Below are 24,734 nucleotides of genomic sequence, written 5' to 3'. Positions count from 1 at the left end.
AGCAAATCATTTCATTAAGGCAAGATCCAGCGTATTTTTTAACCAGCGATAGCGCAAGTAGGCGAGTCTGGTTAATTTAATCAGAGGATTTTTACTAAGCCTCCAATCCGGCCTAACCATGGTACTGGGTTCATCAGACGAATTTTTTTGATAAAAAAGCTCGGTGAAATTGTCGAAAAATAGTCCTTTCCCTTTTTTTTGAAGGAAATGAACCGCCATCTGATATTCAGTCAGATCTCCCTTGATGCCTTCCGGATATCTTCCGAATTTCTTAAGAAAATTGCTGCGTCTTAAATGCGGATGATCACTGTAATAATAAAACTTAAGATGGTTCCAGTCCCAGAAGGAATAGATCATTTCTGAAAACCCTTTGGCAAAAGGCTTTAAATTTGGATAAGAAAAATAGGCGTAGAACCGGACAATATCCAGTCCGCTATCTTTTCTCATAAAGTCCAAAGCATCTTCAAAATGTTTCGGGAAAATATCAGAAGGTTGAAAATCTTCCTGCACATACAGTGTGTACAGAGATTTTACAGCGTCCTGACCTTTATTAATGTTGTTTCCCAGTCCCCGGTTAACAGGAGTGGTTACCAAATTGTAATGGAAACGGTCTGCAAGTACCTTCACTTTTTCGAGATGTTCAGGACGACTACCGTCGTCAGAAACCACTATACCTTCAAATTTGCAATTAAGGTTTTCGAAAGTGGTAAGTAAACGCTCCAGAGACTCACTCCGGTTGTAATGTGTGATGAGCAGGGTTGTGTCAGGGAAAATGTGCTGCATGGTGCAATTAGAAGATGGATAAGTAATCACGCATACCTTTAATCTGCCTTTTGGCCCGGTTCAGGAAAGCGTTTGTAATACTACCGTCATCAAGCAAACGCCTGGGTGAGGTGTATACAGTTGCTCTGGAGCTGGTTACCATTTTTAAGGTCCCAGCTTTTTTCAGGTTCAGCGCCATACGTCCATCTTCTGCTTCATTTTCATAATCACTGCCCACTATGTTTGCGTAAACTCTTGACCCGCTTACTTTAAAGCCGCCCGTTGTTCGGCCAACTTCGGTTATAAAGCCCATATTAAAACCGTAAACGTTTAAGTATTCACGGTTTTTCTTACGGATTTCAATCATAACTCGCGTCATTTTTTCATAAATCCAAAGCCCTATTCTGTTTTGGTTTTCCGGGGGAATAAAGGCATAATTTCCGTAAACACCGGTTACTCCCTTATTATTAACCATCGGTTCTACCATACAATCAATCCAGTCAGGAGGATAAAAAGTATCTGAATCAGCACATAAATGATACTTACCTTTTGCAAGCTCCAAGCCCATTTGTCTGGCAAATGGAGTGCCTTGTTCACGTTGCATGTAGTTGATAACACCAAGATTATCAAGTACATTTTGTGTTCCATCTGTGGAATTATTGTTGATTACAACAAGTTCAACTTTATATTTTGTAGCACTTGCCGCTATTGATGAAAGTGTCCTGTATATATTATTTTCTTCATTCCACGCCGGGATTACGACCGAAACGTCCGGCGTTTCATCTTTAAAGCGGCTGATAGAATTTTTTAGTGCAATAATTTCCTGATCAGTGAGATCCTGGAACTTCTTGTTTTTAAAAAGGTGGGGTAAAATCCAATCAGGTAAACCAAATAAACTCATATCTGTAAATTATAATGCTGACGTTGAGATAAATTGAAATTGCAGCAGCCTCTTTAATAAGGTGAACAATTTTGTATTATGCTGGTGCAGAATTGTTCACCTTCATACCCGGAGTCGGTTTCAGAAACGGGGTCGGTTCTAAAATGAATCAGGTCATTAAAATGGCAAAAAAAGTCTTTTAAGGATGGAGTAAATATTTTATTCATCTGTTGCGTGATTAATACCATAAAATAACGTCTTTTGTAGCAGTTATTCTAACTTGTACTGCAAAATAGTTAATCTTATTATGTGATTTATTCGTAGTACTAATAATAGTAAAAATAAATATTTCCGTATCTTCCGCCCAAGGTATTTACTCAGTTATCACTCAGCGTTCAATGGTATTAGAACTTCTACAAAAATTAAAAAACAAGCATTTTCTTTCTCTTGCCGGCAATGGTGTCATGTCCGTCCTTGGCATGCTGAATATGATTATATTGTATCGGGCATTATCCGTTGCGAGCATAGGGATGTGGGTATTTTTCTTATCAATTCTTCTGTTGGTTGATACATTTCGATCCGGATTTCTTACAACTGCATTTATTAAATTTTACGCTGGTGCGAGTGAAAGCAGAAAACTGGAAGTTATAGGTTCCACATGGTTTATTGGCGGAGCGATAACGATAATACTGATGTTGCTCAACGTCCCCGCTTATTTATTTTTGCCCTATGTTAAAAATCCTTCGATGGTACTATTCGTAGAATGGTTCGGTATCATTTATCTTGCTTCTTTGCCTTCCTTTTTAGCCTCCTGTGTTGTTCAGGCCGAGCAGCGATTTGACCAATTACTTATGATCAGGTTTTTGAGCCAGGGAATATTTATATTTTTTGTGATCATTATGGCTTTCACGAATTCGGCCAATCTGCAAAATATCATCTATGCATATCTTGGCGGGGCAGTCGTAACCAGCTTATTTACTATCCTCATCGGCTGGTCCAAAATCTCTGCATTTAAATACAGAACACGACCTTGCATTAAAGAAGTCTTTGATTTTGGGAAATACAGTGTTGGCACAACTTTGGGTTCCAATCTGTTTGGAACTTCAAATACTATGATCATCAACTTTATGTTGGGGCCAGCGGCTCTTGCTGTTTTTAATTTGGGGCAACGATTGATGGAAATAATAGAAATTCCTCTACGCAGTTTTGCGGCTACGGGTATGCCTGAACTTTCTGCGGCGTATAACGCCGGCGACAAAGCGCAAGTCATTGAAACGATGAAGAAATATACGGGTTTGATAACCATCGTGCTGTTGCCGGCATGTGTAGGTGCCGTTATACTTGCTGATGTAGCTATAAAGATTATCGGTGGCAGCAAATACGTGGATTCTGAGGCGGCCAATATTATGCGGCTTTTTATGACTTTCGCTCTTTTATATCCTCTTGACAGATTTTTTGCTCTTACACTGGATGTTATTCATCAGCCAAAAATCAATTTTATCAAGGTTTTAGTTATGCTTGTAGCAAGTGTTACTGCATCGTCTTTGGGGATATTAATAACCGGCAGTATTTATGGCGTTGCCATCGCAGGGGTAGTGCCCATTGTGATTGGAATTGCAATTTCATACTGGGGTCTTAACCGTTTTAAGCCTTTCAAGATATGGGATGTTTTTGTTACCGGATATAAAGAATTTCAAACCTTGGCAAAAGTGTATTGGCTAAAAATCGCGAAGTAATATATTGTTAAACTGACTACTAAATTCCTGAGGTCTTTATCGATTAACGGATTTTTTTCAGTCTGGTAACAATTTTTTCAATTTTAAATATCCTGTCAGAACATACAGTATAGGCCTTTTTAATCTGATAGTGCTGATTGCTAAAAGATTAATGCCACTGACCGGACTAATTATTGTTCGATACAAACTATATTTATAAATTATTATTTTAAGTTAATAGATTTCGTTGTGAACCCCAGGCCGGAAAGGTCTAATCAGTATGAATAAGATTTTATAAATGAAACTTAAAGGACATCAGATTATTATATTTGGCTTGCCGCGGTTTGACTCACTTATTGAATCCACTAACTATATAACGGCCAAATTACTTGCCAGAGAAAATCAAGTGTATTATGTCGATAATCCTTTTACAATCAAGGATTACTTTCTCCTTAGAAAATCCAGTGAATATAAGATCAGGAAGGACCACATTTCTTTGTGGAATACTTCACTGATCGATACCGACGTGCCGAATTTAAAAATTATAATTCCTCCCATACTTTTTTCTATAAATTTTTTACCGGAAGGACTGATATTTCGAATGGCCTTAAAGCTGAACGAAAGTCTTATTACAACCAAATTAAAAGCGATAATTTCACGGTATAAGATCAAGGATTTTATCTTTATCAATTCCTTCAACTTTCATTATCCGGATATAGCCGCAAAGATTAATCCATCCCTGACGGTATATCATTGCCTTGATCCCATGGTTCTGTCGTTTAATAGAAAACATGGGGTTGTGTCAGAAGACAGGCTTGTGAAATCAAGCGATCTGGTGATTTGCAGCAGCAAACAGTTATTTTTAGAAAAGATAAGGGATAATCCAAATACATATTTTGTTGCTAATGCTGCTAATCTTGAACATAGCAGTAAAGCACTTGACCCTGAGTTACCGGTATTACCCATTATTGCTGATTTAAAAAAACCTGTAATTGGATATTTTGGAGCCATTGAAAGGCGCATTGATTATCATTTTTTGGAAATCGTTATAAAAGATAACCCGGATAAAAGTTTTGTTTTTGTAGGGCCTGAGGACAAGCAGTTTATTCCTCAATGGTTTTACGAGGCAGATAACGTTTCCTTCACAGGTTCTGTGGCTTACGAGCATATGCCTTCTGTTATAAAAGGTTTTGACGTCGCACTCATTCCTTTCCAGAAGGATGAGGTGAGTAATAGCATTTTTCCTTTAAAGCTGTTCGAATACCTTGGAGCTGGGAAACCGGTTGTAGCCATTGATTTCAACCCTGATTTAAATGAATTTACAAAGGGTTACGTTGAGTTCTGTTCAAGTCCGGATCATTTTTCAGAAGCAATCAATACAGCTTTACGATCTGACAATGACGAACTAAGAGCGGAAAGGGTGGCTGTTGCTGCGGATAATACCTGGGATAACAGGATCAATAAGATATCCGACGTGATTTATAATACGCTTGTGGTGAAGGGATTAATTATTGAAGATCAGGTAAGCTAAGTATTAGATCTTACTTTTTAATCATTGATTAAGAGACCTTTAATGTGATCACAAAGTGTTGATCGATTCCTGGTCGACCTTCTGAGTTATCTTCTTTTTATATTGGAATCTCATTTCAATATGCTTGTACGTCCAGGCGGATACAAAGTAGATCAGTATAAAATTCAGTAAAAATAACCAAGAGTAGGAGGTTGGAGGTAATTTGATTATTCTAATAAATAACACATTGAAAATGCTGATTAGAAAGGCGTGGGTCATATAAATTGAATAGGAATATTGTCCCAACTTTTTCAGCAGTCCGATATTTTTCAGACCAGAAGAAATAAGTCCTTTTTCGAAAGAAAAAACAAAAATGCAGGCAAAGAATAAAACTTCAAAAATCACTCCAAGAGGCTTTAAGGCTTGTCCGTTACATATGCAAATAATGATTAGAGTCAGCGTAATGATTTCGCCAATCGTAAATAAATAAGCCGGCAGTTTTCTAACTTCAATATTTGTTGCATTGAACAGATTAAAGCAAAGCACTCCTGTGAAGAAGCCGAGAATTCCGCGAAGAAAACCATAATTGAAACTGTAATTAATCTGGAAGCTTTCTGACACAAACCAAAGTCCGGAAACAGATGCAATGACTACAAGAAGGTAATAAAAGTTACGTCTGGAAATCTGGTTTGAGGTATGAATAAATAATACAACGATCGCAAATACTACATAAGCGATCATTTCTGCACTTATTGACCAACTTGGAATGTTCCAGCTTACATCTTTTACACCAGGAATGGGCGTAGAATTAATTAAAAACAAAGAAGTGAAAAATGTATAAATCGTATTGGCCTGATTGTCCAGGTTGTTTACTTTCACATACGGATTTAATAAGTTTTTGGCTATTTCCATTACCACAAAAGCCAGTAACATAACCAGGTGCAGAGGATAAATTCGATAAATACGTTTGGTTAAAAATATTTTTAAAGCCTGAAAATCAGCAATAGCCTGATAGCTGTAAGCAATTACAAAGCCACTAAGCACAAAGAAAAAATCCACAAACATATCTGAGTTCTCAACGAAGCTATTGTTAAGAAGTGGCGTTTCAGCGAACGGCCCCAGATGAAAAAGGAAAACCAGCGAGGCGAATATACCACGAAACATATCTAAAACTTCGAATCGGTGCCTTTGTGTTTTTAAGTCGCTCATGCTCTATAATCAAATCGAATACTAAATATGTTTTTCCCGCTTTTTTCTTCGTACACATATGTGAACTGCTCAGAAGCTTTGGCGATGATCATTAAACCAAAGTGTTCACTTGTGTTTCCCAGCAAATCGGGCATTTCTTCAATTTCCATTTCTTCGACTATGAAAATGGCACTGTTCTCACTGTCTGTGAGAACGCACAGAGAATCCATTCCATTCCTGTAAACTTCAAACCGTTGTTTTACTAGACTTTCAGGTAAAGGCCAGTTGAGTTTTCGTTCACCTTCATTTACTGTTAATTTGAGCGGATTTCCGGAATCTTCTTTTTCAATTGTCAGCTCGTTTTCTGAAAATTTCAGATTCAGCCGGCTTTTTGCGGAGCCCGAATGTTTGGCGCCATTGATCAGTAATTCGGTAATGGCCCATTGTATTTTTGAATGAATGGCCGCCGGTACACCCAAGAATTCATTTTGATCCCTAATATATTCTACACAGCCTTTTACAACCGAAGCTAACCCTTCTGCCTTATTATGGAATATATATGACTTCTTGTGACTGTATTTTTTCATCTACAAATTAAAAGATTCCATGGCCTTATCATAACTGGTGAACATTTTAAAAACTTTATCCATCCTGATCAGGGTAAGCAGATTTTTCACATCCGGCTTTAGTGCAACCAGATATATATCCGTTTTTCTTGGCATCGCATATTTTAATGCGACCACCAGACTTCCGAGAAATGAGCTATCAATGTAGTTTACATTCTCAAAACTTACGATAATAAGCTTCGCACCTGTGGCAATGAGCGTTATCATCTCTTCCTTGAATAAGTCTGCATTAGCAAGGCTTGCTTCTTCCGGCAAAATAGTTGCCTGGACAATATTGTCGATTTCGTTAACTTGAAGTATCATGAGGGTTAAAGTTTTTCTATAAAAATAATGCTGGCGTCGTCCATTTGATTGGTGTCATCTATTCTTTCTAAAACGTTGGATCTGATTAACTCAAAACTATTTGTGCTGCCGAGGTAAGGGTTGATTTTTTCGACAAAAAACGGATAATCGCTTTTCTTCGAGCCGTTGGAAGGAATATCGATCATTCCATCAGTAAATAAAACCAACTGATCCCCGGTTTTCATATCGATCATTTGCTTGTCATACAAGCCGTCTTCGAGTAGTCCAAGTAGCAAACCTGATGAAATAAGCATTTTTGGAACCTGTTCGGCTGGTTTGAAATATATTAATGGCAGGTCGCCCGCGCCGGTATAGTGTATTTCTCCGGTCTCACTATCGAGCAATATTAGCGACAGGCTGGATAGAATGTTTTGAAGACTTTCGTCCAGATAAACAAGTTTGTTGATTTTTGTGACGATTGAATCCAGTTTAAAATCATTGTCCAAAACGCAAAACCGTATAGCGGCTCTTATGTAGCTTAGAAAACCAAAAGTGAAGAACCAGGCTTTCCACTTTTTACCCATAATATCTCCCAAAAAAGCAAAACAGTAACGCTCATCGACCTGGACAAAATCGATAAAATCTCCTCCCGGATATCCTCGATAACCTTTATGCCAAAAATGTATTTTATATCCGGTGGTTATCGGACTGGCTGTTGGAATAGACTTGACATTAAGCGTTTCTGCCGCAATGCGCAATTCCCTGATGGATCTGATATGCTCATTTTCAAGCGATTTTATAATGTTGTTTAACTTGGAAATGATAACCGGCAAATGAGTTTCCTTGTTGATATAATCCAGTGCATTCATATTCAGACCTTCCAATATCAGGGAATTGTCGGTGAAGGAAGTCAGGAACACAAATGGAATATCGCGGATGTTTGGATTGAGCAAAACGGCCTGACGAAAGTCGAAACCATTAATTTCAGGCATATCATAATCTGATAGTATCAGATCAGGCGTTTCGGTTTGCAGTAAATGCAGGGCTGCCGATGCTGAATCGCACAACATGCAAGTGTAGCCCGCCTTTTTTAAGGACGCCTCCATTACTTTCCTGAAAAGAAGATTATCCTCAACCAGAAGTATTGTTTTTACGGATTTAGGAGGTTCGGGAAGGGTAATCATTTCTTGTTAAAATTTAAAATGAAGACAAGTACCCCTCCAAAAATAATGAGCAGCGAAACCAGATCCATAACGGTCACCCCATCATTTGCATTGAAATAAAAGACAGTAAAAATTTCGAAACTCGGCGGCGCGGGCATGATGATCATGGCAAATCCTACCATAATAAGCAGTATAGCCAGAATAAACATGACACCCTTTTGAATTGTGTTTTTACGTAAATATGTTTTGCTTACCTCACTATCAAAGGTATTTTCTGATAGTAATTTTTCTAATCCTTCCAGAAGTTCTTCTCTGGACAAATTGTTATCCTGATCCAGTTCTTTGAAGGGTGCCAATTCCTTCGGTGTCAGTAGAGACTTCTGAAAAGCATCAGAAATTTTTTTTTGATATAGTCTGGAACTTTGGCTGTTGATTGTAGAAACTTCGATAGCGTCTATAAGTTCCTGAATCTTTTTTTCAAGCAACTGATTTTCCCGATCAGCCTGTTGAGGTTCGGTCGCATTATTTTCAGAAGTTTTATTCGAATCAAGCAGGCGTGGAATTTTCACTTTATCTATGATAAATTATATTTTAACCCTATATCAGCGTGTGAAAATGAATTTGAAATGAAAATTTTCTTCAATTTTTATATTTTGTTTAAAGCTATATTTTTATTGTTAATTTTGAAATAATTCTACAAAATCATTAAAATAAATTCTCTTCTTTACTGTAAAATTACTCTTCGTATTTGTAATGAAAAAAGTTTCCGTTATTACAGTAAATTTTAATCAACCCAAAATTACAGAGGATCTACTGACGTCGTTAAGAGATGTCAATACTTATCAAAACCTTGAAATAATCGTTGTTGACAACGGCAGTAAAGAGAATCTGGTACCGGCCTGGCAAACAAAATATCCCGATGTTATTTTTATACGCTCTGAGGCCAACACCGGTTTCGCAGGAGGTAATAACATTGGCATAAAACAGGCCACTGGTGATTACTATTTTCTAATAAATAACGACACAGAAGTTACTGAAACACTAATAGCCCTACTCGTTAAAGCACTGGATGAAAATCCTGTAATCGGTGTTATTTCTCCTAAAATCCATTATTTTGATCAACCTGGCATGCTGCAATATGCAGGATACACCCCCATGAACTATTACACGGCCAGAAATGCCTGTATCGGTCAGTTTGAAGTTGATAACGGCCAATACGATTCACTTACAGGGCCAACTGGTTATGCGCATGGTGCTGCCATGATGATCAGAAAGGAAGCAATAGACAAAGCCGGATTAATGGCAGAAAATTACTTTTTGTATTTTGAAGAGCTTGACTGGTGTGAGCGAATACGAAAAGCTGGATATGAAATCCATGTTGACCTGCGGGCATTGATTTTTCATAAGGAGTCAGTTTCTGTTGGGAAAAGATCTCCTTTGAAAGAATTCTTCATGACCAGGAATAGAATTCTTTTTATCCGTAAAAATACTTCAACATTAACTTTTGCAATTTTTTGTAGTTATTTCATGGCTACTGTGTTTCCAAGAAATATCATTCATTATCTGATTAATAAGGAATATAGTTTTATTCCGGTATTTATCAGTGCCATTACCTGGCATTTCTCCAACAATACCGACAGCAAAAATCTGGGCTTTACCCTCAAACCTTAACTTATGGAAGTTCTTTTCTGGATCAGTTTATTTATTGTTTTTTACACTTTTCTGGGTTACGGAATTGTGCTTTATGTATTGGTAAGAATAAGAAGGATTATTAAAGGTAAACGCATATACCCTGGTCTTGATCAGGATTTTCCAACACTGACGTTGGTGGTTGCGGCTTATAATGAGGAATCTTTGATAGAAGAAAAAATTAGAAATACGATTGGTTTAAATTATCCACAGGGAAAATTGAATCTTCTATTTGTAACGGATGGTTCCACAGACCGGACTCCGGACCTGATCGCTCAGCATCCGGAAATTAAACTGATGCATTCTGCTGCCAGAAGCGGTAAAATCATGGCAATTCACAGAGCTATGCATGAAGTGGATACTGAGGTAGTGGTTTATACAGATGCCAATACTTTTTTGAATCAGGACGCACTATTGCTTATAGCGCGCCATTATGCAGATCCAACGGTTGGCGCGGTTTCTGGTGAAAAAAGGGTTTTACAGGATGACGTTTCGGATGCAACAGCGGGAGAGGGTTTTTATTGGAAATATGAGTCAAAACTGAAAAAATGGGATTCTGAATTGTATTCGGTAGTTGGTGCTGCGGGAGAATTATTCAGTGTCAGACGATCGCTGTATAAGGAGGTTGAGCCGGACACGATTCTGGATGATTTTATGATTTCCATGCTGATTGCTCAGGAAGGTTATCGGATTATTTATGAACCGGATGCCTATGCATCTGAGCTTTCATCGGACAACATCAAGGAGGAATTAAAAAGAAAAGTAAGGATAGCGGCGGGGGGAATTCAATCCATTTTACGTCTTAAAAAACTTATGACACCATTTGAGCATCCGCTTCTCTGGTTTCAGTATATAAGTCATCGTGTTCTGCGCTGGACTGTCACACCGTTTCTTATGATTCTGGTATTCGTTTTGAATTTTATAATCTGTTTTAGGTCCGAAAATCCAATTTATATTGTTATTCTTTTTGGTCAGGTTTTGTTTTATGGAGCCTCGTTAGCAGGATGGTTGCTGGAAAGACGGAAAATAAAAGTAAAAGCATTGTTTGTTCCGTACTACTTCTGTGTGATGAATTATGCAGTGATAGCCGGTATTAACAGGTATATGAAAGGCAGCCAAAGTGCGGCCTGGGAAAAATCGAAAAGGAAAACTGCCTGACATTAAAAAAAAGACCTGATCATTTCTTTTCAGAATTGATCAGGTCTTTTTTCTTATAACGATTTTAAAGTTTGCTTAATCTTTCGGCTTCTTGCTCTAAAATAGGCGTCATCGAATATACATCTTCGCTGATTCTGTGGTAGTGGGCAATCAGATCATTTATTTCCGTTTCTGCGTGAATTGCTTTTTCAAGTTCTTCAACTTTTGGCCGGATATTTGTAAGGCCGGCCATCGTAAATGAAGGTTTAATTCCATGAACGATACTGGCCGCCTCGGTCAGATTTTCTTCTTCTAAAACATTCTGCAATCCTTGCCAACGTGGCAGTGAGTCAGACAAAAATGCTTCAAAAATTATTTGAACAATGGATGCGTCATCACCATAAACCTGATTTAGGTATTTAACGTCGAGTGCAGGATTGAGTTGGAGTGCCATTGAAAATGTAATTACGGGTTAAATTAATTGTTATTTATACTTCAATCGGCGAATCATTTCTAATCCCAATCCGATTTTTAAAAGACCTCACCAGATGCAAATTTATATGGAGTTCTTTTATTTATTTGTAGTATAAAGTAATTTATCTTTTTTATTATAAATAAGTCCGCATTTATTTTTCAATCTCCCCTCAATTTACTTACTGAGGTTTAACAGATCCCGTATCAGCTTTCATTTCCTGTTTTTTCATTTCATCTTCCTGTTTTGCCTTATTCTTGTCCTGCTTCTTAAAGTATCTGCGGAAAAGGAAGTTTGAGCGCAAAGCAACCATATTTTCATCAAGTTTCGCTGTGCTGGTTTCAAGGTTCAGGATGGTACTTTTAAGATTTGTTGCGGTGACCTCATCATGCAGCAACACACCGATTGGACTTTTGGAATTTGAATTAATATCAGCACTCGCAGTTTTTAAATTATTAACCATTGCATTGGCTGAACTGACCGTTTGGTCAAGACGCGCCATTGTCCCACGTACACTATGCATAATGGTCGTGTCCGTAGCCAGGTCATTCGCAAGTCCGCCTTTCTGGTTCAGTTTAGCAGTATATGCAGAAAGGGAAGCAGTTAGCGCCTGAGCATTTGATGAAGCCTTATTTAATCCTGTCAAGGTAGATTCTACATCGCGATACAATTTTTCATCATTTAGCAACATACCGACCGTACCACGACCTTCCAGAATATTTTTACTGATTTTCTTGAAAGCGTCCGTTATAGAAAGAAGGTTTTTGTTGTTTTCAGATAAAACACTCAGCATTTCATCGGTACTTTCCACCTTGGCCACTGCCAACTGGTCACCATCTTCAATAGAAGGTACTTTTTGGGTACCGCCATAAATCACAATGATTTTATTTCCGATCAATCCATCTGTACCAACTTTTGCCAGTGCATTTTTTCTTACAAACTGCTGCGATTTTTCTTCGATGTTCATCATCACTTCCACCTGAGAGTTCGGCAGGAAGCGAAGAGATTTTACCGTACCAATTTTAACACCGGAATACCAGATGTTATTACCGGCTTTAAGACCATTTACGTCTTCAAAAATTGTTTTAACGGTTATATTGGATGAAAATACTTTTTTCATACTTCCAATCGTGAGAATCCCGACGAGTAAAATAACCAATCCTAATACCACGAAAAGACCTACTACGATAGAGCGTCTTCTATTGCTTGTTTCCATTATTGAATAAAATTATAATCGTAAAAACTTTTAACTCTTTCTTCTTTCGAAGCAAATACCTCTTCAAATGTGCCTGTTTGCTGAAATTGACCGTCGAGAAGCATAGCCACCCTGTCTCCGGTTTGTCTGGCGCAGGTCAAATCATGCGTAATGATGATGGAAGTTGTTTTATATTTTTCCTTAACCTCATTGATCAATTCGTTGATTTCAATACAGGTGATCGGATCGAGACCTGCCGTTGGTTCATCGTACAACATAATTTCAGGCTGTAAAATAAGCGTCCTGGCTATACCAATCCGTTTTCTTTGTCCCCCTGAAAGTTGTGAGGGCACCTGGTTTATAGTCTGGGATAATCCAACAGATTCAAGAACAGATTCTACCTGCTCCTTAATATCAGCCTTTGATAATCCGGCAACATTTCTAACCAAAGGGAATTCCAGATTTTCACGGACCGTCATACTATCGTACAACGCGCTGTTCTGGAATGAAAAACCAATTTTTCTGCGAAGCTCGTTTAGTTCTTTTCCGTTTAGCTCAGAAACTTCCTGACCCAGCACATTGATAGTACCCTTATCTTGTTGTAATAAACCAACGATTATTTTGATAAGTACCGACTTCCCTGTTCCGGATCTTCCGAGAACCACCACGTTCTCTCCTCTGAATACGTCCAGATTTACGCCGTTGAGTACTTTCAAATCTCCGAATGCTTTATATACGTCCCTTATAGCAATTACGGGATCTTCTTTTGTTGTATCGTTTTGCATATACCTAAGCCCTGAAATAATTAGATACCTGAACAATGATAACTTCCTCGATAAAAATCAGGAACATCGATAATACGACCGAAGTGTTCGCAGCCTTACCTACGCCTTCCGTTCCTTTTGTTGCATTGTAACCCTGATAACAACCTACAATTCCAATTGTGAAACCATAAGCTACGGCTTTGGCCACAGATGTTCCAAGGTCCAGAAATGTAATTTGTTCGAAGGCTTTTTCAACGAACGATATCACACTGGTACCCTCATTCAGGTATACGTTTAAAAATGCACCCATCAGACCAACGAGTGTACAATAAAACATCAAAAGAGGAATTGTGATTGTTGAAGCTAAAACTCTGGTTACCACCAGGAATTTAAATGGATTAATTGCCGAAACTTCCATCGCATCGATTTGTTCTGTAACACGCATGGAACCAAGTTCAGCACCAATACTGGATCCAACTTTACCTGCACTGATCAGTGCCGTTACCAGAGCGGCAAGTGCACGGACGATGGCAATTGAAACCAGTGATGGAAGCCAGGAAGTGGCTCCAAATTCAGCGAGAGAAGGCCTTGACTGCTTTGTAAAAACCATTCCGGTAATAAAACCGGTCATGCCAATAAGCATTAAAGATTTATAACCGATTGCGTAACATTGCTTTACAAGTTCCTGAAATTCCATTCGCCCCCGAAAGGCCTCTTTAAAAAACCGGATGAAAAACTTATAGCCATTGTATGCGGATAGAAGGGCATGGTCTATATTTTTTGTGAAAACATGATCTTTTTGTGTCGTGCTCATTAAAAATAATTGCAAAGTTTAAATGACCTATATGTATAAATGTTTCGACTTTTCTGCGGTTTCATTTATTAACCTCCCGTTCCCGAATTGTTCTTTGTCGAATGGTAATAGCAAAAAGCATTCCATACAGCAGCCAGAAACATGGATTTCATGAAAATAATTGAATAAAAACAATTTTTCACTTGGAAAACGTATATTCTTTACAACAGCGATAAAGATTTAGCGTTCCAAAACGGCCTTATTTCGGAATGCTAAAATCCACCGTTATTTTAATGGAATAATTTGCCCAGTTCCTGTGGCGAGATAAGAAATATCGGAATGATAACAATCCTGGAAGGTATGGAAATGTGATGTTACTTTTATTTTGAAGAATGCTAATAGCACAGTTGGAAACACGGTGCCATTAGCATTTTACTTTTATTTCAAAGGCTGTGGTTTCACACCTTCGTTTGTAATGATGACAGGATTAATCATTCCTTTGTCGTCGAAAGTCATTAAATCAACACAGGTAACACGATGATTTCCATCTGTTTCAGTGAGCGGCCGGCGGTGATAAACGATATACCACTGGTCTTTACCCGGAACTTGTATTACTGAGTGATGTCCTGCTCCTCTACCCACTTTTGGATCTTGCTGCAAAATCTTTCCAACCCTTTTAAAAGGTCCAAATGGCGAATCTGCTACGGCATAGGCCACTGAATAGTCAGGACCTGTCCAGCCACCTTCCGACCACATGAAGTAATATTTTCCATTACGGATAAACATAAATGGGCCTTCCACGTAACTGTCCGGCGTGACCTCCCGGAAGATTTTTCCATCTTCAAAAGGAATAAATCCGGTAAAATCGTTTTTCAGCTTTGCGACATTACAATGTTTCCATCCACCGTAATATAGATAGTACTGTCCGTCCTTGTCCTTAAAAACAAACTGATCAATCGGCTGGGCGCCATTGTGGAATTTATCGATGAGTGGTTTCCCCAGATAATCTTTGAAAGGCCCTTCCGGTTTATCCGACACAGCCACTCCAATACCACCCGGTTCATTATCACTCTGAATATCATTTGCTCCAAAGAACATATAATATTTTTTATCTTTTTCTATAATGGATGGAGCCCAAAGTGCTTTTTTTGCCCATTTAACATTTAAAGTATCCAAAACCTTAGGATGCTTTGTCCATGTTACGAGATCTTTGGAAGAAAATGCATCCATAAAAACCTGATCCTTGTATGGTGCTGAGAATGTCGGATAGATCCAGTACTGATTTCCTTGTGGTTTTGAATTAAAAATAATGCCCTCAGGATCAGCATACCACCCTGGAAAAACGGGATTTCCGGAAGTTGTTTTTGTGTTCTGAGCAAAAGCCGCCGCACCTGATACTAAAAGAGAAAATAGAAGAATCTGTTTTTTCATAAATACGTTTTTTTTTGCAAGTTAAGCGGAGTGGGAGGGAAATCAAATTTCTGACGGCTCAATATGAATTGCCCGCCCCGCCGCCGCCAAAGTCTCCGCCACCAAAATCCAGATGATCCTGTGCAGGTGATTGTCCAAATTGATGTGCAATTATCATCGCTTCCAGATTTACAAGATTTTGGCTATCATCTTTTTCGTCAGAAATGCCGAATTTGGGCGATTTAAGGTGTTTTATCGCAAATACGGATAGGATTATCAGAATAAAACCTGCGATTACCAGCATAATTTCCAAAGGGATAATATCGAAATAATATCTGTATGTAAAAACCGAAAATGCTGTCGTCAGTAATCCTGTGATCAGCAAAATTCTGTCTTTATTTTTCAATCCCAAATAGATATAACTGATTGGAATGGCTGTGGTTAATATGTAGAATAAGACAGAAAAGGGAATCTGCGGTGCAATGGGTATTAGCAGATCTGATAATAACGCATTTCCTTCTCTGACAACATAATAGTTGCCGCCAAAATAGAATATGACCAGCGCTGCTATTTTTACAATGATTTTACAATAAGCATAATAAACGCCATAATCAGATCGGTTGAAGAAATAAACGACAGCAGAAATCAGCATCAGGCAAAATGGCAAAAATGGCTTCAATTGCGGGATGGAAATAATGATACTGGCGATCATTACATACAGCGCTGCCACACTGACAAATGCAATCAAAATATCTGCATAGCGAACAAGAAGGACGCTGTTAACGATGAGTATGATCAGGCAGTACTGCCAGATTTTCAAATGCTCAAAAGTTAGAAAAAGAGGTGTGAGTGTAGCCATTGCGGCCATATAAAGCAAGGCGTTGTCAATTCCGGAATGAAATAGTTTACGGTCTTTGATTGCATATTCCAAAGCGAAGAAGAAGCTAACCGCACATACGAGGCTGATTACGGTAAATATTTTGTCCGTACTGTTTTCAAGAAAGAAAAGAGAAATGAATCCTGAGAAAAATGATCCCGCTAAAAGTGTAAAAAGGAAAAGTCCGGTTTTTACAAAAAATCCAGGCTTGTAAAAATATTCGGGAAAATCGGAGGTTATTTGTTCGAACTGTTTTTGAGTGATCAATTTCTTTTTAAGCCATATCTGACTCAAATTTTGAATATGAAGATTGTTAACCCAGGTTTCGTTATACGGCTTTTTCATTTTTTTAGTCCCAGAATTTTTTTAATATTCAATAAGAAAAATAAAACACCGAGACTGGTAAATAGAAAGTAGAAGATACTCAAAGCAGCCAAAACTGAATCGGGAAGGAACACAAAAGCACCATAGGTTAAAGCGATGTATCCATAAATCACACCCATCAATAAAAATATCAGAGATTGATTTTTTCGCGCTGTCCGGATTAAAAATAAACACAGTGCTGCCGTAACCAGGAAGTATATTATTTTTGGTTCATTCTTAAAAAGACCTGCTAATCCTGAAACAGCTGCAAGGTTTCCTCCAAAAAGGAAATAGGTAAATCCAAAATGACCTTTTATAGACCTGGTATCCGAAAGCCAACCTATAACGATCAGTAAGATACCCAGAACAATTCCGGTAACAATAATTCCAGGCGCTGAGAAATCATTTTTTTCCAAAACGGATAGTGGAGATATTGTCAGGCCAAGCCAGGAAGCAAGCCCGGTTATAGCCATGGAAAGCACAGCGCGGTTATCAAAACGATATGCACAGAAAAAGAAAATTACGGTTGGAATGAATATTGCAATGCCGTAGCGGCTGCCGAAAAATTGGTATTGGTATTGCAGATATCCTTCAAGTGTCAGGAATAAAGTACAGGCTAAAATTAGTACATATTCTGAAAACTGATCAGTACTGTTTATAATACCCCGGCTAAAAGGTTGTCGGTATTTGAAAACATAATAGGAACAGGCAACTATCGATGCTGCAATCAATGTGATAATGGCTTGGTGTCCAATCGTATCAATGTTTTTGTAAATTAAAATTCCCAGTCCGGTAGTTAATAACGTAATCCCGAGATAAAGAATGGCGCGAAGTTCACGGTGGATTGAAAATGATTTGGTCCGTTCATAATCAGCGATCAGGAGTGCTTGTTCTTCCGGTAAAATTCCTTTCTGAACAATTTTTTCCAGAATTGATTTAGCAGTCATTGACGATAATTATAAGGGGAATTTGTTGAAATAATTTTTAAAGATAATTGATTCTTGGAATCTGTATATTGCCAGTTAATAAGTAGTGAAATATGAAGTTATTTAAATGCAGTAATTGCGGTCACGCCGTTTATTTTGAAAATATTTATTGTCAGCATTGCCACTCTTCCCTGGGCTTTGAAACGCAAGAGCTTAAACTCTATGCACTTAAAGCAGAAAATAACAAATCTTTCAAACTAATTAACCAAAACGGAAATCAAAATTCATATAAATATTGCCGGAACCATGCGCATAATGTATGCAACTGGCTTGTAGCACCTTCCAGTATTTCTCCGTTTTGCATAGCATGTGAATTAAACCGGACCATTCCTTTTTTAGGACAAAAAGAGGATTACAACAAATGGTACAGGGTGGAGACTGCCAAACGCCGGCTAATTCATTCTCTACTCCGGTTTGGTCTTGAAGTTAAAAGCAAAAACGCCTACGGACCAGATGGGATCTTGTTTGATTTTTTATCAGAAAAACATGTTTCCGATGGTAAACGGATTCTTACCGGACATGATAATGGTTTGATAACCATTAATATAGATGAAGCAGATGACATTTACAGAGAAATGTCAAGAAATCAGATGAATGAGGTTTACCGGACTTTACTTGGCCATTTCAGACATGAGATCGGACATTATTACTGGGATATTTTAATTGGCAGGACTAACAAATTATTTCTTTTCAGAAATCTTTTTGGGGATGAGAGAGCTGATTACGGTTTTGCACTACAACAGTACTATTCAAATAGCAATTCCCAAATCTGGAAAAAACAATATATCAGTAAGTATGCCAGTGCACATCCCTGGGAAGACTGGGCGGAAACCTGGGCGCATTATATGCATATTGTAGATACGCTGGAAACAGCCGATTCTTTCGGACTTAATGTGAGGCCGCGCATGGTAAGGCCGGAAGATGAAATGAATACTTCCTTTGTAGATCCATATACTGTTACCAATTTTGACGAAATTATTGACATGTGGCTACCGCTGACTTTTGCAATGAACAGCCTGAACCGCAGTATGGGTCTCCGTGATTTATATCCCTTTGTAATAAGTCGGACCATCAAAGAAAAGCTGAGATTCATTCATGAAATTGTGAGCGAAGCCGGCGGAAGAAAAATCTTCAGCTAGATTTTCCTATTAAAATCTCAGAACAAAATCTTCTTTTACCTGCTCTTTTCTGAAAAAAACCAGTCCGATCCAAAACAAATCCACGGTTAAAGTTACCTCTGGGTGCGCTTTGATATATTCCCAGGCCTGTGTCATTTCCTCAGACCAGTAGATATCGTCAAAAATAAAAACGGAATCGTTTTTGGCATAAGGAAGGCAATCTTCAAAATATCTTACCGTAGGCTCGTAGCGGTGATTGGCATCGAAATAGGCATAGTCAAGCCCATTGGTGAATTTTTTTAAATTTTCCGGTAAGGTCTTATCAATGTTCCCCAGAATAATTTCAATGTTTCGAGCACCTGATTTTTCAAAATTACGTCTGGCCACTTTTGCAGTTTCCGGGCATCCTTCAAAAGAAATTATCTTTGAATCCGGTTTTGCCTTAGCCATATAAAGCGTCGTGAGTCCTAGCGAGGTGCCTAATTCCAGTAAACTTTCCGGCTGAAAATGACGAATCAAACGATGAAAAAGCTTTCCGAATTTTTCGGGCTTCTCAGCGTTTTTTGCAATTGTTTTTATCTTTCTGAGATTTGATTTATTAATCCTTGATCCTGCACCCAAATCAAGAATTTCAATTTCCTCATCAGAAGCAAGCAGCTCTTTTCGTAATGATTGTAAGGTAGAATAATCCGGATGTTTCTCACGCTTATCTTTTATGACCTTGGTATATAAATCAAAAAGAAAAGGAGAGTGGATGGCATGTTCATTTCCGGAACGCAGGAGATACTTAAAATAAGCAGTAATCAATTGAAGAAATTTTAATAAAATAAGGCAGTAAAATTAACTGCAATGGATATGTTTTGTCAGTTTAACCGATAAGGTACAACAAGTGAAAAAGCGGGAATAATAACACGAAACTGGCGGCCGTCCAGGACGCGCTCCATCAAATAAGTACCGGCCATTTTACCCAGATCCGTACGCAAGTTACATCCTGAAACATAATCATGAATATCCCCAGGCTCCAGAACGGGCTGCAAACCCACAATCCCTTCACCCTCCACTTCACGCACTGTGCCGTTTGCATCATATATTAACCAATGTCTGCGCAATAACTTCACAGTATGCTCGCTATGGTTTTCAATAAGAATCTTGTAGGTAAACACATAGTGATCCTGCCTTGGATTGGAGTAATCAGGCTGATATTCTGTCAATACGGTGACTTTTACGCCATCTGTCACTTTCGAAACCATACGGATTGAGGATAGTGTTGAAAATCTTGATCAACAAAAATGCTGGTATGTCTTTTGTTAAATTTCACTACTAACGAAAATAGTCATCATTTACTGATAAAAGCAAATCAAAAATCAATTAATTTGGATTTTAATTAATAATAAAAGTATGGATGTTAAAATAGAAGAGTCGTGGAAAAAGCGACTTGCCGCGGAATTTGAAAAACCCTATTTTTCTGCGGTTACTGATTTTGTTAAAAGTGAATATGCAACGAAACAAATATTTCCACCTGCCAGGCAAATTTTTAATGCTTTTAACCATTGCAGTTTTGACGATTGTAAAGTAGTGATTCTGGGGCAGGATCCATATCACGGATTTGGACAGGCAAACGGGCTATGTTTTTCAGTGAATGACGGCGTCAGAATGCCACCGTCGCTGCTCAATATATTTAAGGAAATCAAGGATGATCTTGGCAAACCGATTCCGCCATCAGGTAATTTGGAAAGATGGGCATCACAAGGCGTTTTACTTCTTAATTCAACCTTAACGGTTGAGGCTGGAAAAGCTGGTTCCCATCAGGGAAAAGGCTGGGAGCAATTTACAGACGCTGTTATTAAATGCGTATCCGACGAGAAAACAAATGTTGTTTTTATGCTCTGGGGCAAGTATGCACAGGATAAGGGAAAGGTGATTGACGAAAGCAAGCACTACATTTTAAAGGCCAAACATCCGTCTCCAATGGCAGCAAATTATGGTGGCTGGTTTGAAACAAAACATTTCAGCAAAGCAAATACTTATCTCGAAGAGAAGGGACTTACACCGGTGAACTGGTAAGATCATAAGAAAAAAAGAGTCGGGAAGCCCGACTCTTTTTAATAATTTTCACTCCTATTACTATTAAATAATTACTTTTCGATATCAGAATTCATTTCTAATACTTTATCCCAGTGGGACTCGTTGCTCTTCACGAAATCATTGCGGTATGCGTTTGATGCATATTGTTTCGCAGCTTCATCCGTACGGAAAGTCAGATAATGAATCACGTCGTACTCACTTTTGTTTCCATCAGATTTTTGAACTCTTCCAGCTGAATAAGCAACAACGTCTTTCACATTGTTTTTCAAAACTGCGAAGTCACGCATTTCTTTTTCCATTTCTTCACTCGTTGTACCTGCTTTAAATTTGATACAAACAATGCGTTGTGTTTCTGCGGCTTTGTGAGGAACGTATGCTCCATAAATGATAAGCATAAACACGCTTAACATAAAAACCGGTACTAAATATCCTATTGTTTTATTTTTAGTTCTCATCTCTTGGGACTTATTTAACCGTCATATCTTATTGTTAAACAAATGTAAAACAAATATTTTTAATTGTATTATTTCCTTAAATAATGTTAATAATATTGTTTTTAGGATGATTTTCGAAATATTTACACTACAAAACTATAAATGGCAATATTTTATTTTGAGTAACTTTTTGTAAAATATTGTACAAATTTTTGTGTTGGGTGTGAAAATCCAGTGGATTTTGCAGAAAAGTTGTTAAAAGCAGAAAAACAGGTTCAGAGTAGATAAGAGTTGGTTACTTTTTTTGATAATTTAAGTATAAACGGTAGTAAAGCCTGCTTTTTATATTCCCAAATTATATATGGAAATCAATATTGTTTTGACAGAAAAATTTTTGAAAAAAAGTCGATTTTTTTTCAAAAAAGAGCTGATTTTCTTTCTGTTGGCATTTTTTCTGGTTCAGGAAAAGGGATTTTCATCCAGCTGGGGATTTTGGGCACATAAACGTATCAATAGACTGGCAGTTTATCGCTTGCCGGTTGATATGCAGTACTTTTACAAAAAGCACATTGATTACCTTACCGAGAATGCAGTAAATCCCGATCGCCGCAGGTATGCTGTTGTCGGTGAAGCTGAAAGGCATTTCATTGATCTTGATGTTTATGGTGATAGTGCGATGCAAAAACTGCCTCATTACTGGCCGGCGGCGGTAAAGAAAATAGGAGAGGATAGTTTGAGAAAACATGGCATCGTCCCGTGGTATATTCAAACGGCCGCCTACCAGCTGACCGAAGCATTTAAAGATAAAGACGCAAAACGAATTCTAAGGATTTCTGCCGATCTTGGACATTACGTGGCTGATTCAAATGTTCCCTTACATACTACCAAAAACTACAATGGGCAGCTAACCAAACAGGAAGGCATTCATGGATTTTGGGAATCCAGATTGCCAGAACTTTATGCCAATGATTATGACTTATGGCTTGGCGAAGCAAAATATATTGAAAACCTGGCTGATCGGATTTGGTTTTCGGTCAATAGGGCGCACATGGCGAGTGACTCTGTTTTTCTGTTTGAAAAGGAATTAACAGCATCTTTCGACGCCGATAAGAAGTTTAGTTTCGAACTGAGAAATAATTTGCTGGTTAGAACTTATTCAGAGGAATTTTCAAATCAATATCACCAGAAATTAAAAGGGCAGGTTGAGAGACAAATGAAGAATTCCATAGAGATGGTCAGCGATCTTTGGTTTACGTGCTGGATCAACGCCGGACAGCCGGATTTAAAAGAAATATCGAATTTTACTTTGGATGAAAAGGAAAAAAAAGCAGAAGCCGCCGAACAGCAAAGCTGGTGGCGGCGGCTTCTTAATATCAGATCAGAAAGTGATCAGTAGTATTATGATTTAAAAACCAGTTTTTTCATATACTCTGCGTCATTGCCGATACTTGTCAAAACGGGTCCCGGATATTCTTCCTGCTCAACGATAAACTGATTCACGCCACTATCCGAAGCCACTTTCAAAAGGCTGGCGAAGTCGATTTCTCCCTTACCCAAATCCGTCGAATGATTTTCCGGTTTGCTTACCAGATCCTTAATATGGCAAAGATCATAACGGCCTGCATATTTTTTCAAATGCGCGGCAGCATCTTGTTTTGCAGCGACGATCCACATTAAATCCAGTTCATAGTGAACAAGTGATTTGTCGGTTCCGTCCAACAGAATTTCCTGAGGAATTTTACCTTCAAGTTCTTTAAAAGAATAGTCATGATTATGATATCCAAATTTGATTCCAACCTTGTTGCAAATTTCTCCCCGTTTGTTAAATTCTTCTGCACGTTTTTTCCATTCGTCCAGTGTTTTTTGTGGACCAATGTAAGGTTGTAAAATGTATGACAAACCGGCTTCCTTCGCTTCTGTGGCACTTTTTTCAAGGTCTTTGGTTGTATCGGCATGTGTACTCACGGTAACAATACCCAATTCGTCCATATAGGCCTTGTATACTTTCGGCGTCATTCCCCACAAAAAGCCTTTGTCGCCCGCATAACTTTCGATTTTTTTATATCCGAAACCTGCGATTTGTTTCAGTATTCCCTTTGGATCAGCACCGATCACATCGCGAACACTGTAAAGTTGTAATCCAAAATCGGAAATTGATGGCGCACCTGCGCCTGTTGAAGCAACACCCGTAGAGTCAGTACTTTCAGAAGATTTTTCTTTTGATCCTCCACATGCTGCTAGTGTCAAAACCAAAGAGCCGGCGGCTGCGGCTCCTGCTGATTTCAAAAATAACCGACGGTTATAAGTCATAAATGCTGTTGTTAATATGAAAAGGTAATAATTTATTCAACTTTTTAACTTGGAAATACGTCGTTTTATTTCACTTTTTGAAACGTCGTACGGAAATATTTAACGCTTTCTGCTACCTCAGGGCCATTGTTCTCCCAGTGATATTCATATTCAACTGAAATTGGTCCTTTAAATTTCTGACGTTTAAGTTCAGCAATAACAGCGTCAACCTGGCTGTCACCCTTTCCCCAGACCACATCATGATATTTCCCGTCTGGTGTATCCTTTACGACATCTTTAAAGTGTAATCCGAGAACATGGCCGTTTAATTGTTTCAGACACGCAACGGGATCCAGCCCGGAACGAACCCAGTGACCGATATCCGAGCAAGAGCCTATGAATTTACTTTTTGCAGCGTATTTCAATACGGAATCCGGAGACCAGTAATGTGAAGGTTTCGGATGATTGTGCAGCGCAACATTAATTTTATATTTATCTGCTAATGGAGCGATGTAGGCGAATTGTTCCGGTTTTGGCTCGGTATCAATATTCAGAATTCCCATATCTTTTGCAAATTCAAAAAGTGTTTTCCACTCTTCTTCATTCGTTGCGTTTACAACACCAAAAGCCGTCATCGTAATGCCGTATTTTTTTAGAAGTGCTTTAACTTCCTGGCGTTTTGCGGCATCCATTTTAAAATCCATGGTCCCGTCCACGCCTCCACCAAGTTTTTGTCCGGGAAACGCTTCAACATATTTTAAACCGCAGCTATCGATTTTTTTCAATGCTTCGGCAAAGGTAAAAAGACGAAATGTGTAAGATTGTGACCCAAGTTTCCAACCGGATTTGTCTTCGGGATTATTTTGTGCCGAGGCTGATAATCCGCACACTGCCAATAAGCAGAAAAGCAAGGTAGACTTCAAAAATTGCATAAGAGTTATATTAGTTCAAAATAAACACTTAAAGAAGAGAAAGTGCAATGCGAACTACTCAATA

Annotated in this window: 26 protein-coding genes; 7 read left to right on the top strand and 19 right to left on the bottom strand. The window is 38.3% G+C overall.

The window, feature by feature from the left end; all coding sequences use genetic code 11:
* Window positions 1–6: 6 nt before the first annotated feature.
* Together LXL81_RS08395 and LXL81_RS08390 are read right to left on the bottom strand one after the other, a co-directional pair.
* Complete coding sequence (locus LXL81_RS08395; protein ID WP_234646280.1) at window positions 7–783, bottom strand: glycosyltransferase; 777 nt, start codon at window positions 781–783, stop codon at window positions 7–9.
* A 7-nt stretch (window positions 784–790) separates the two neighbouring features.
* The gene (locus tag LXL81_RS08390; protein WP_234646279.1) at window positions 791–1,663 is read right to left on the bottom strand and encodes a glycosyltransferase family 2 protein; all 873 of its coding nucleotides are present in this window, start codon (window positions 1,661–1,663) and stop codon (window positions 791–793) included.
* 377 nt (window positions 1,664–2,040) lie between these two features.
* Between LXL81_RS08390 and LXL81_RS08385 the strand changes: the two genes are divergently transcribed.
* Both LXL81_RS08385 and LXL81_RS08380 read left to right on the top strand, forming a co-directional pair.
* Window positions 2,041–3,378, top strand: a complete 1,338-nt coding sequence (locus tag LXL81_RS08385) for a lipopolysaccharide biosynthesis protein (RefSeq protein ID WP_234646278.1) — start codon at window positions 2,041–2,043, stop codon at window positions 3,376–3,378.
* Between the two features lie 277 nt (window positions 3,379–3,655).
* Entirely contained in the window at window positions 3,656–4,888 is a 1,233-nt protein-coding gene (locus LXL81_RS08380) for a glycosyltransferase (protein WP_234646277.1), read from the top strand.
* A gap of 48 nt (window positions 4,889–4,936) precedes the next feature.
* Here LXL81_RS08380 and LXL81_RS08375 read toward each other — a convergent pair whose 3' ends face one another.
* Genes LXL81_RS08375 through LXL81_RS08355 form a run of 5 tightly spaced genes read right to left on the bottom strand, consistent with a single transcriptional unit; the run spans window position 4,937 to window position 8,695 of the window.
* Window positions 4,937–6,031, bottom strand: a complete 1,095-nt coding sequence (locus tag LXL81_RS08375) for an acyltransferase (protein WP_234646276.1) — start codon at window positions 6,029–6,031, stop codon at window positions 4,937–4,939.
* 41 nt (window positions 6,032–6,072) lie between these two features.
* The gene (locus LXL81_RS08370) at window positions 6,073–6,642 is read right to left on the bottom strand and encodes an anti-sigma regulatory factor (RefSeq protein ID WP_234646275.1); all 570 of its coding nucleotides are present in this window, start codon (window positions 6,640–6,642) and stop codon (window positions 6,073–6,075) included.
* Window positions 6,643–6,984 (bottom strand): STAS domain-containing protein, encoded by a 342-nt coding sequence (locus LXL81_RS08365; protein ID WP_234646274.1) that lies wholly within the window; start codon window positions 6,982–6,984, stop codon window positions 6,643–6,645.
* 5 nt (window positions 6,985–6,989) lie between these two features.
* Complete coding sequence (locus LXL81_RS08360) at window positions 6,990–8,147, bottom strand: response regulator (RefSeq protein ID WP_234646273.1); 1,158 nt, start codon at window positions 8,145–8,147, stop codon at window positions 6,990–6,992.
* Complete coding sequence (locus tag LXL81_RS08355; RefSeq protein WP_234646272.1) at window positions 8,144–8,695, bottom strand: hypothetical protein; 552 nt, start codon at window positions 8,693–8,695, stop codon at window positions 8,144–8,146. The genes LXL81_RS08360 and LXL81_RS08355 overlap by 4 nt, the downstream gene beginning before the upstream one ends.
* 184 nt (window positions 8,696–8,879) lie before the next feature.
* Between LXL81_RS08355 and LXL81_RS08350 the strand changes: the two genes are divergently transcribed.
* Together LXL81_RS08350 and LXL81_RS08345 are read left to right on the top strand one after the other, a co-directional pair.
* The gene (locus tag LXL81_RS08350; protein WP_234646271.1) at window positions 8,880–9,797 is read left to right on the top strand and encodes a glycosyltransferase family 2 protein; all 918 of its coding nucleotides are present in this window, start codon (window positions 8,880–8,882) and stop codon (window positions 9,795–9,797) included.
* A gap of 3 nt (window positions 9,798–9,800) precedes the next feature.
* A complete protein-coding gene (locus LXL81_RS08345) occupies window positions 9,801–10,973 on the top strand; it encodes a glycosyltransferase family 2 protein (protein ID WP_234646270.1) in 1,173 nt (390 codons plus the stop codon).
* 64 nt (window positions 10,974–11,037) lie between these two features.
* Here the strand turns inward: LXL81_RS08345 and LXL81_RS08340 are convergent, their stop codons facing one another.
* From LXL81_RS08340 to LXL81_RS08310, 7 genes are all read right to left on the bottom strand, one after another.
* Entirely contained in the window at window positions 11,038–11,406 is a 369-nt protein-coding gene (locus LXL81_RS08340) for an Hpt domain-containing protein (RefSeq protein WP_234646269.1), read from the bottom strand.
* 199 nt (window positions 11,407–11,605) lie between these two features.
* Entirely contained in the window at window positions 11,606–12,640 is a 1,035-nt protein-coding gene (locus LXL81_RS08335) for an MlaD family protein (protein ID WP_234646268.1), read from the bottom strand.
* A complete protein-coding gene (locus LXL81_RS08330; RefSeq protein WP_234646267.1) occupies window positions 12,640–13,404 on the bottom strand; it encodes an ABC transporter ATP-binding protein in 765 nt (254 codons plus the stop codon). The genes LXL81_RS08335 and LXL81_RS08330 overlap by 1 nt, the downstream gene beginning before the upstream one ends.
* A gap of 4 nt (window positions 13,405–13,408) precedes the next feature.
* A complete protein-coding gene (locus tag LXL81_RS08325) occupies window positions 13,409–14,197 on the bottom strand; it encodes an ABC transporter permease (protein WP_234646266.1) in 789 nt (262 codons plus the stop codon).
* A gap of 417 nt (window positions 14,198–14,614) precedes the next feature.
* Window positions 14,615–15,607, bottom strand: coding sequence for a glycoside hydrolase family 43 protein (locus LXL81_RS08320; RefSeq protein ID WP_234646265.1), 993 nt, complete (start codon window positions 15,605–15,607; stop codon window positions 14,615–14,617).
* A 58-nt stretch (window positions 15,608–15,665) separates the two neighbouring features.
* The gene (locus tag LXL81_RS08315; RefSeq protein WP_234646264.1) at window positions 15,666–16,808 is read right to left on the bottom strand and encodes a hypothetical protein; all 1,143 of its coding nucleotides are present in this window, start codon (window positions 16,806–16,808) and stop codon (window positions 15,666–15,668) included.
* Entirely contained in the window at window positions 16,805–17,773 is a 969-nt protein-coding gene (locus tag LXL81_RS08310; RefSeq protein WP_234646263.1) for a DUF2157 domain-containing protein, read from the bottom strand. The genes LXL81_RS08315 and LXL81_RS08310 overlap by 4 nt, the downstream gene beginning before the upstream one ends.
* 92 nt (window positions 17,774–17,865) lie before the next feature.
* Between LXL81_RS08310 and LXL81_RS08305 the strand changes: the two genes are divergently transcribed.
* Complete coding sequence (locus LXL81_RS08305; RefSeq protein ID WP_234646262.1) at window positions 17,866–18,951, top strand: putative zinc-binding metallopeptidase; 1,086 nt, start codon at window positions 17,866–17,868, stop codon at window positions 18,949–18,951.
* Window positions 18,952–18,960: 9 nt separating this feature from the next.
* Here LXL81_RS08305 and LXL81_RS08300 read toward each other — a convergent pair whose 3' ends face one another.
* Both LXL81_RS08300 and apaG read right to left on the bottom strand, forming a co-directional pair.
* The gene (locus LXL81_RS08300) at window positions 18,961–19,737 is read right to left on the bottom strand and encodes an O-methyltransferase (RefSeq protein WP_234646261.1); all 777 of its coding nucleotides are present in this window, start codon (window positions 19,735–19,737) and stop codon (window positions 18,961–18,963) included.
* 56 nt (window positions 19,738–19,793) lie between these two features.
* Complete coding sequence (gene apaG / locus LXL81_RS08295) at window positions 19,794–20,180, bottom strand: Co2+/Mg2+ efflux protein ApaG (RefSeq protein ID WP_234646260.1); 387 nt, start codon at window positions 20,178–20,180, stop codon at window positions 19,794–19,796.
* Between the two features lie 148 nt (window positions 20,181–20,328).
* Here apaG and ung point away from each other — a divergent pair, with 148 nt between their 5' ends.
* Window positions 20,329–20,994 (top strand): uracil-DNA glycosylase, encoded by a 666-nt coding sequence (ung, locus tag LXL81_RS08290; protein WP_234646259.1) that lies wholly within the window; start codon window positions 20,329–20,331, stop codon window positions 20,992–20,994.
* Window positions 20,995–21,065: 71 nt separating this feature from the next.
* On the opposite strand, the gene LXL81_RS08285 is transcribed toward ung, so the two are convergent.
* Window positions 21,066–21,470, bottom strand: a complete 405-nt coding sequence (locus tag LXL81_RS08285) for a Dabb family protein (RefSeq protein WP_234646258.1) — start codon at window positions 21,468–21,470, stop codon at window positions 21,066–21,068.
* 340 nt (window positions 21,471–21,810) lie between these two features.
* Here LXL81_RS08285 and LXL81_RS08280 point away from each other — a divergent pair, with 340 nt between their 5' ends.
* Entirely contained in the window at window positions 21,811–22,845 is a 1,035-nt protein-coding gene (locus tag LXL81_RS08280; RefSeq protein WP_234646257.1) for a zinc dependent phospholipase C family protein, read from the top strand.
* Between the two features lie 2 nt (window positions 22,846–22,847).
* Here LXL81_RS08280 and LXL81_RS08275 read toward each other — a convergent pair whose 3' ends face one another.
* Entirely contained in the window at window positions 22,848–23,759 is a 912-nt protein-coding gene (locus LXL81_RS08275; protein ID WP_234646256.1) for a sugar phosphate isomerase/epimerase, read from the bottom strand.
* Between the two features lie 65 nt (window positions 23,760–23,824).
* Window positions 23,825–24,670, bottom strand: coding sequence for a sugar phosphate isomerase/epimerase (locus tag LXL81_RS08270; protein WP_234646255.1), 846 nt, complete (start codon window positions 24,668–24,670; stop codon window positions 23,825–23,827).
* Window positions 24,671–24,734: the final 64 nt, after the last annotated feature.

The organism is Dyadobacter sp. CY356 (genome assembly GCF_021440195.1).
Taxonomy (GTDB): domain Bacteria; phylum Bacteroidota; class Bacteroidia; order Cytophagales; family Spirosomataceae; genus Dyadobacter.
This window is presented reverse-complemented; position numbering and strand designations above follow the sequence as displayed.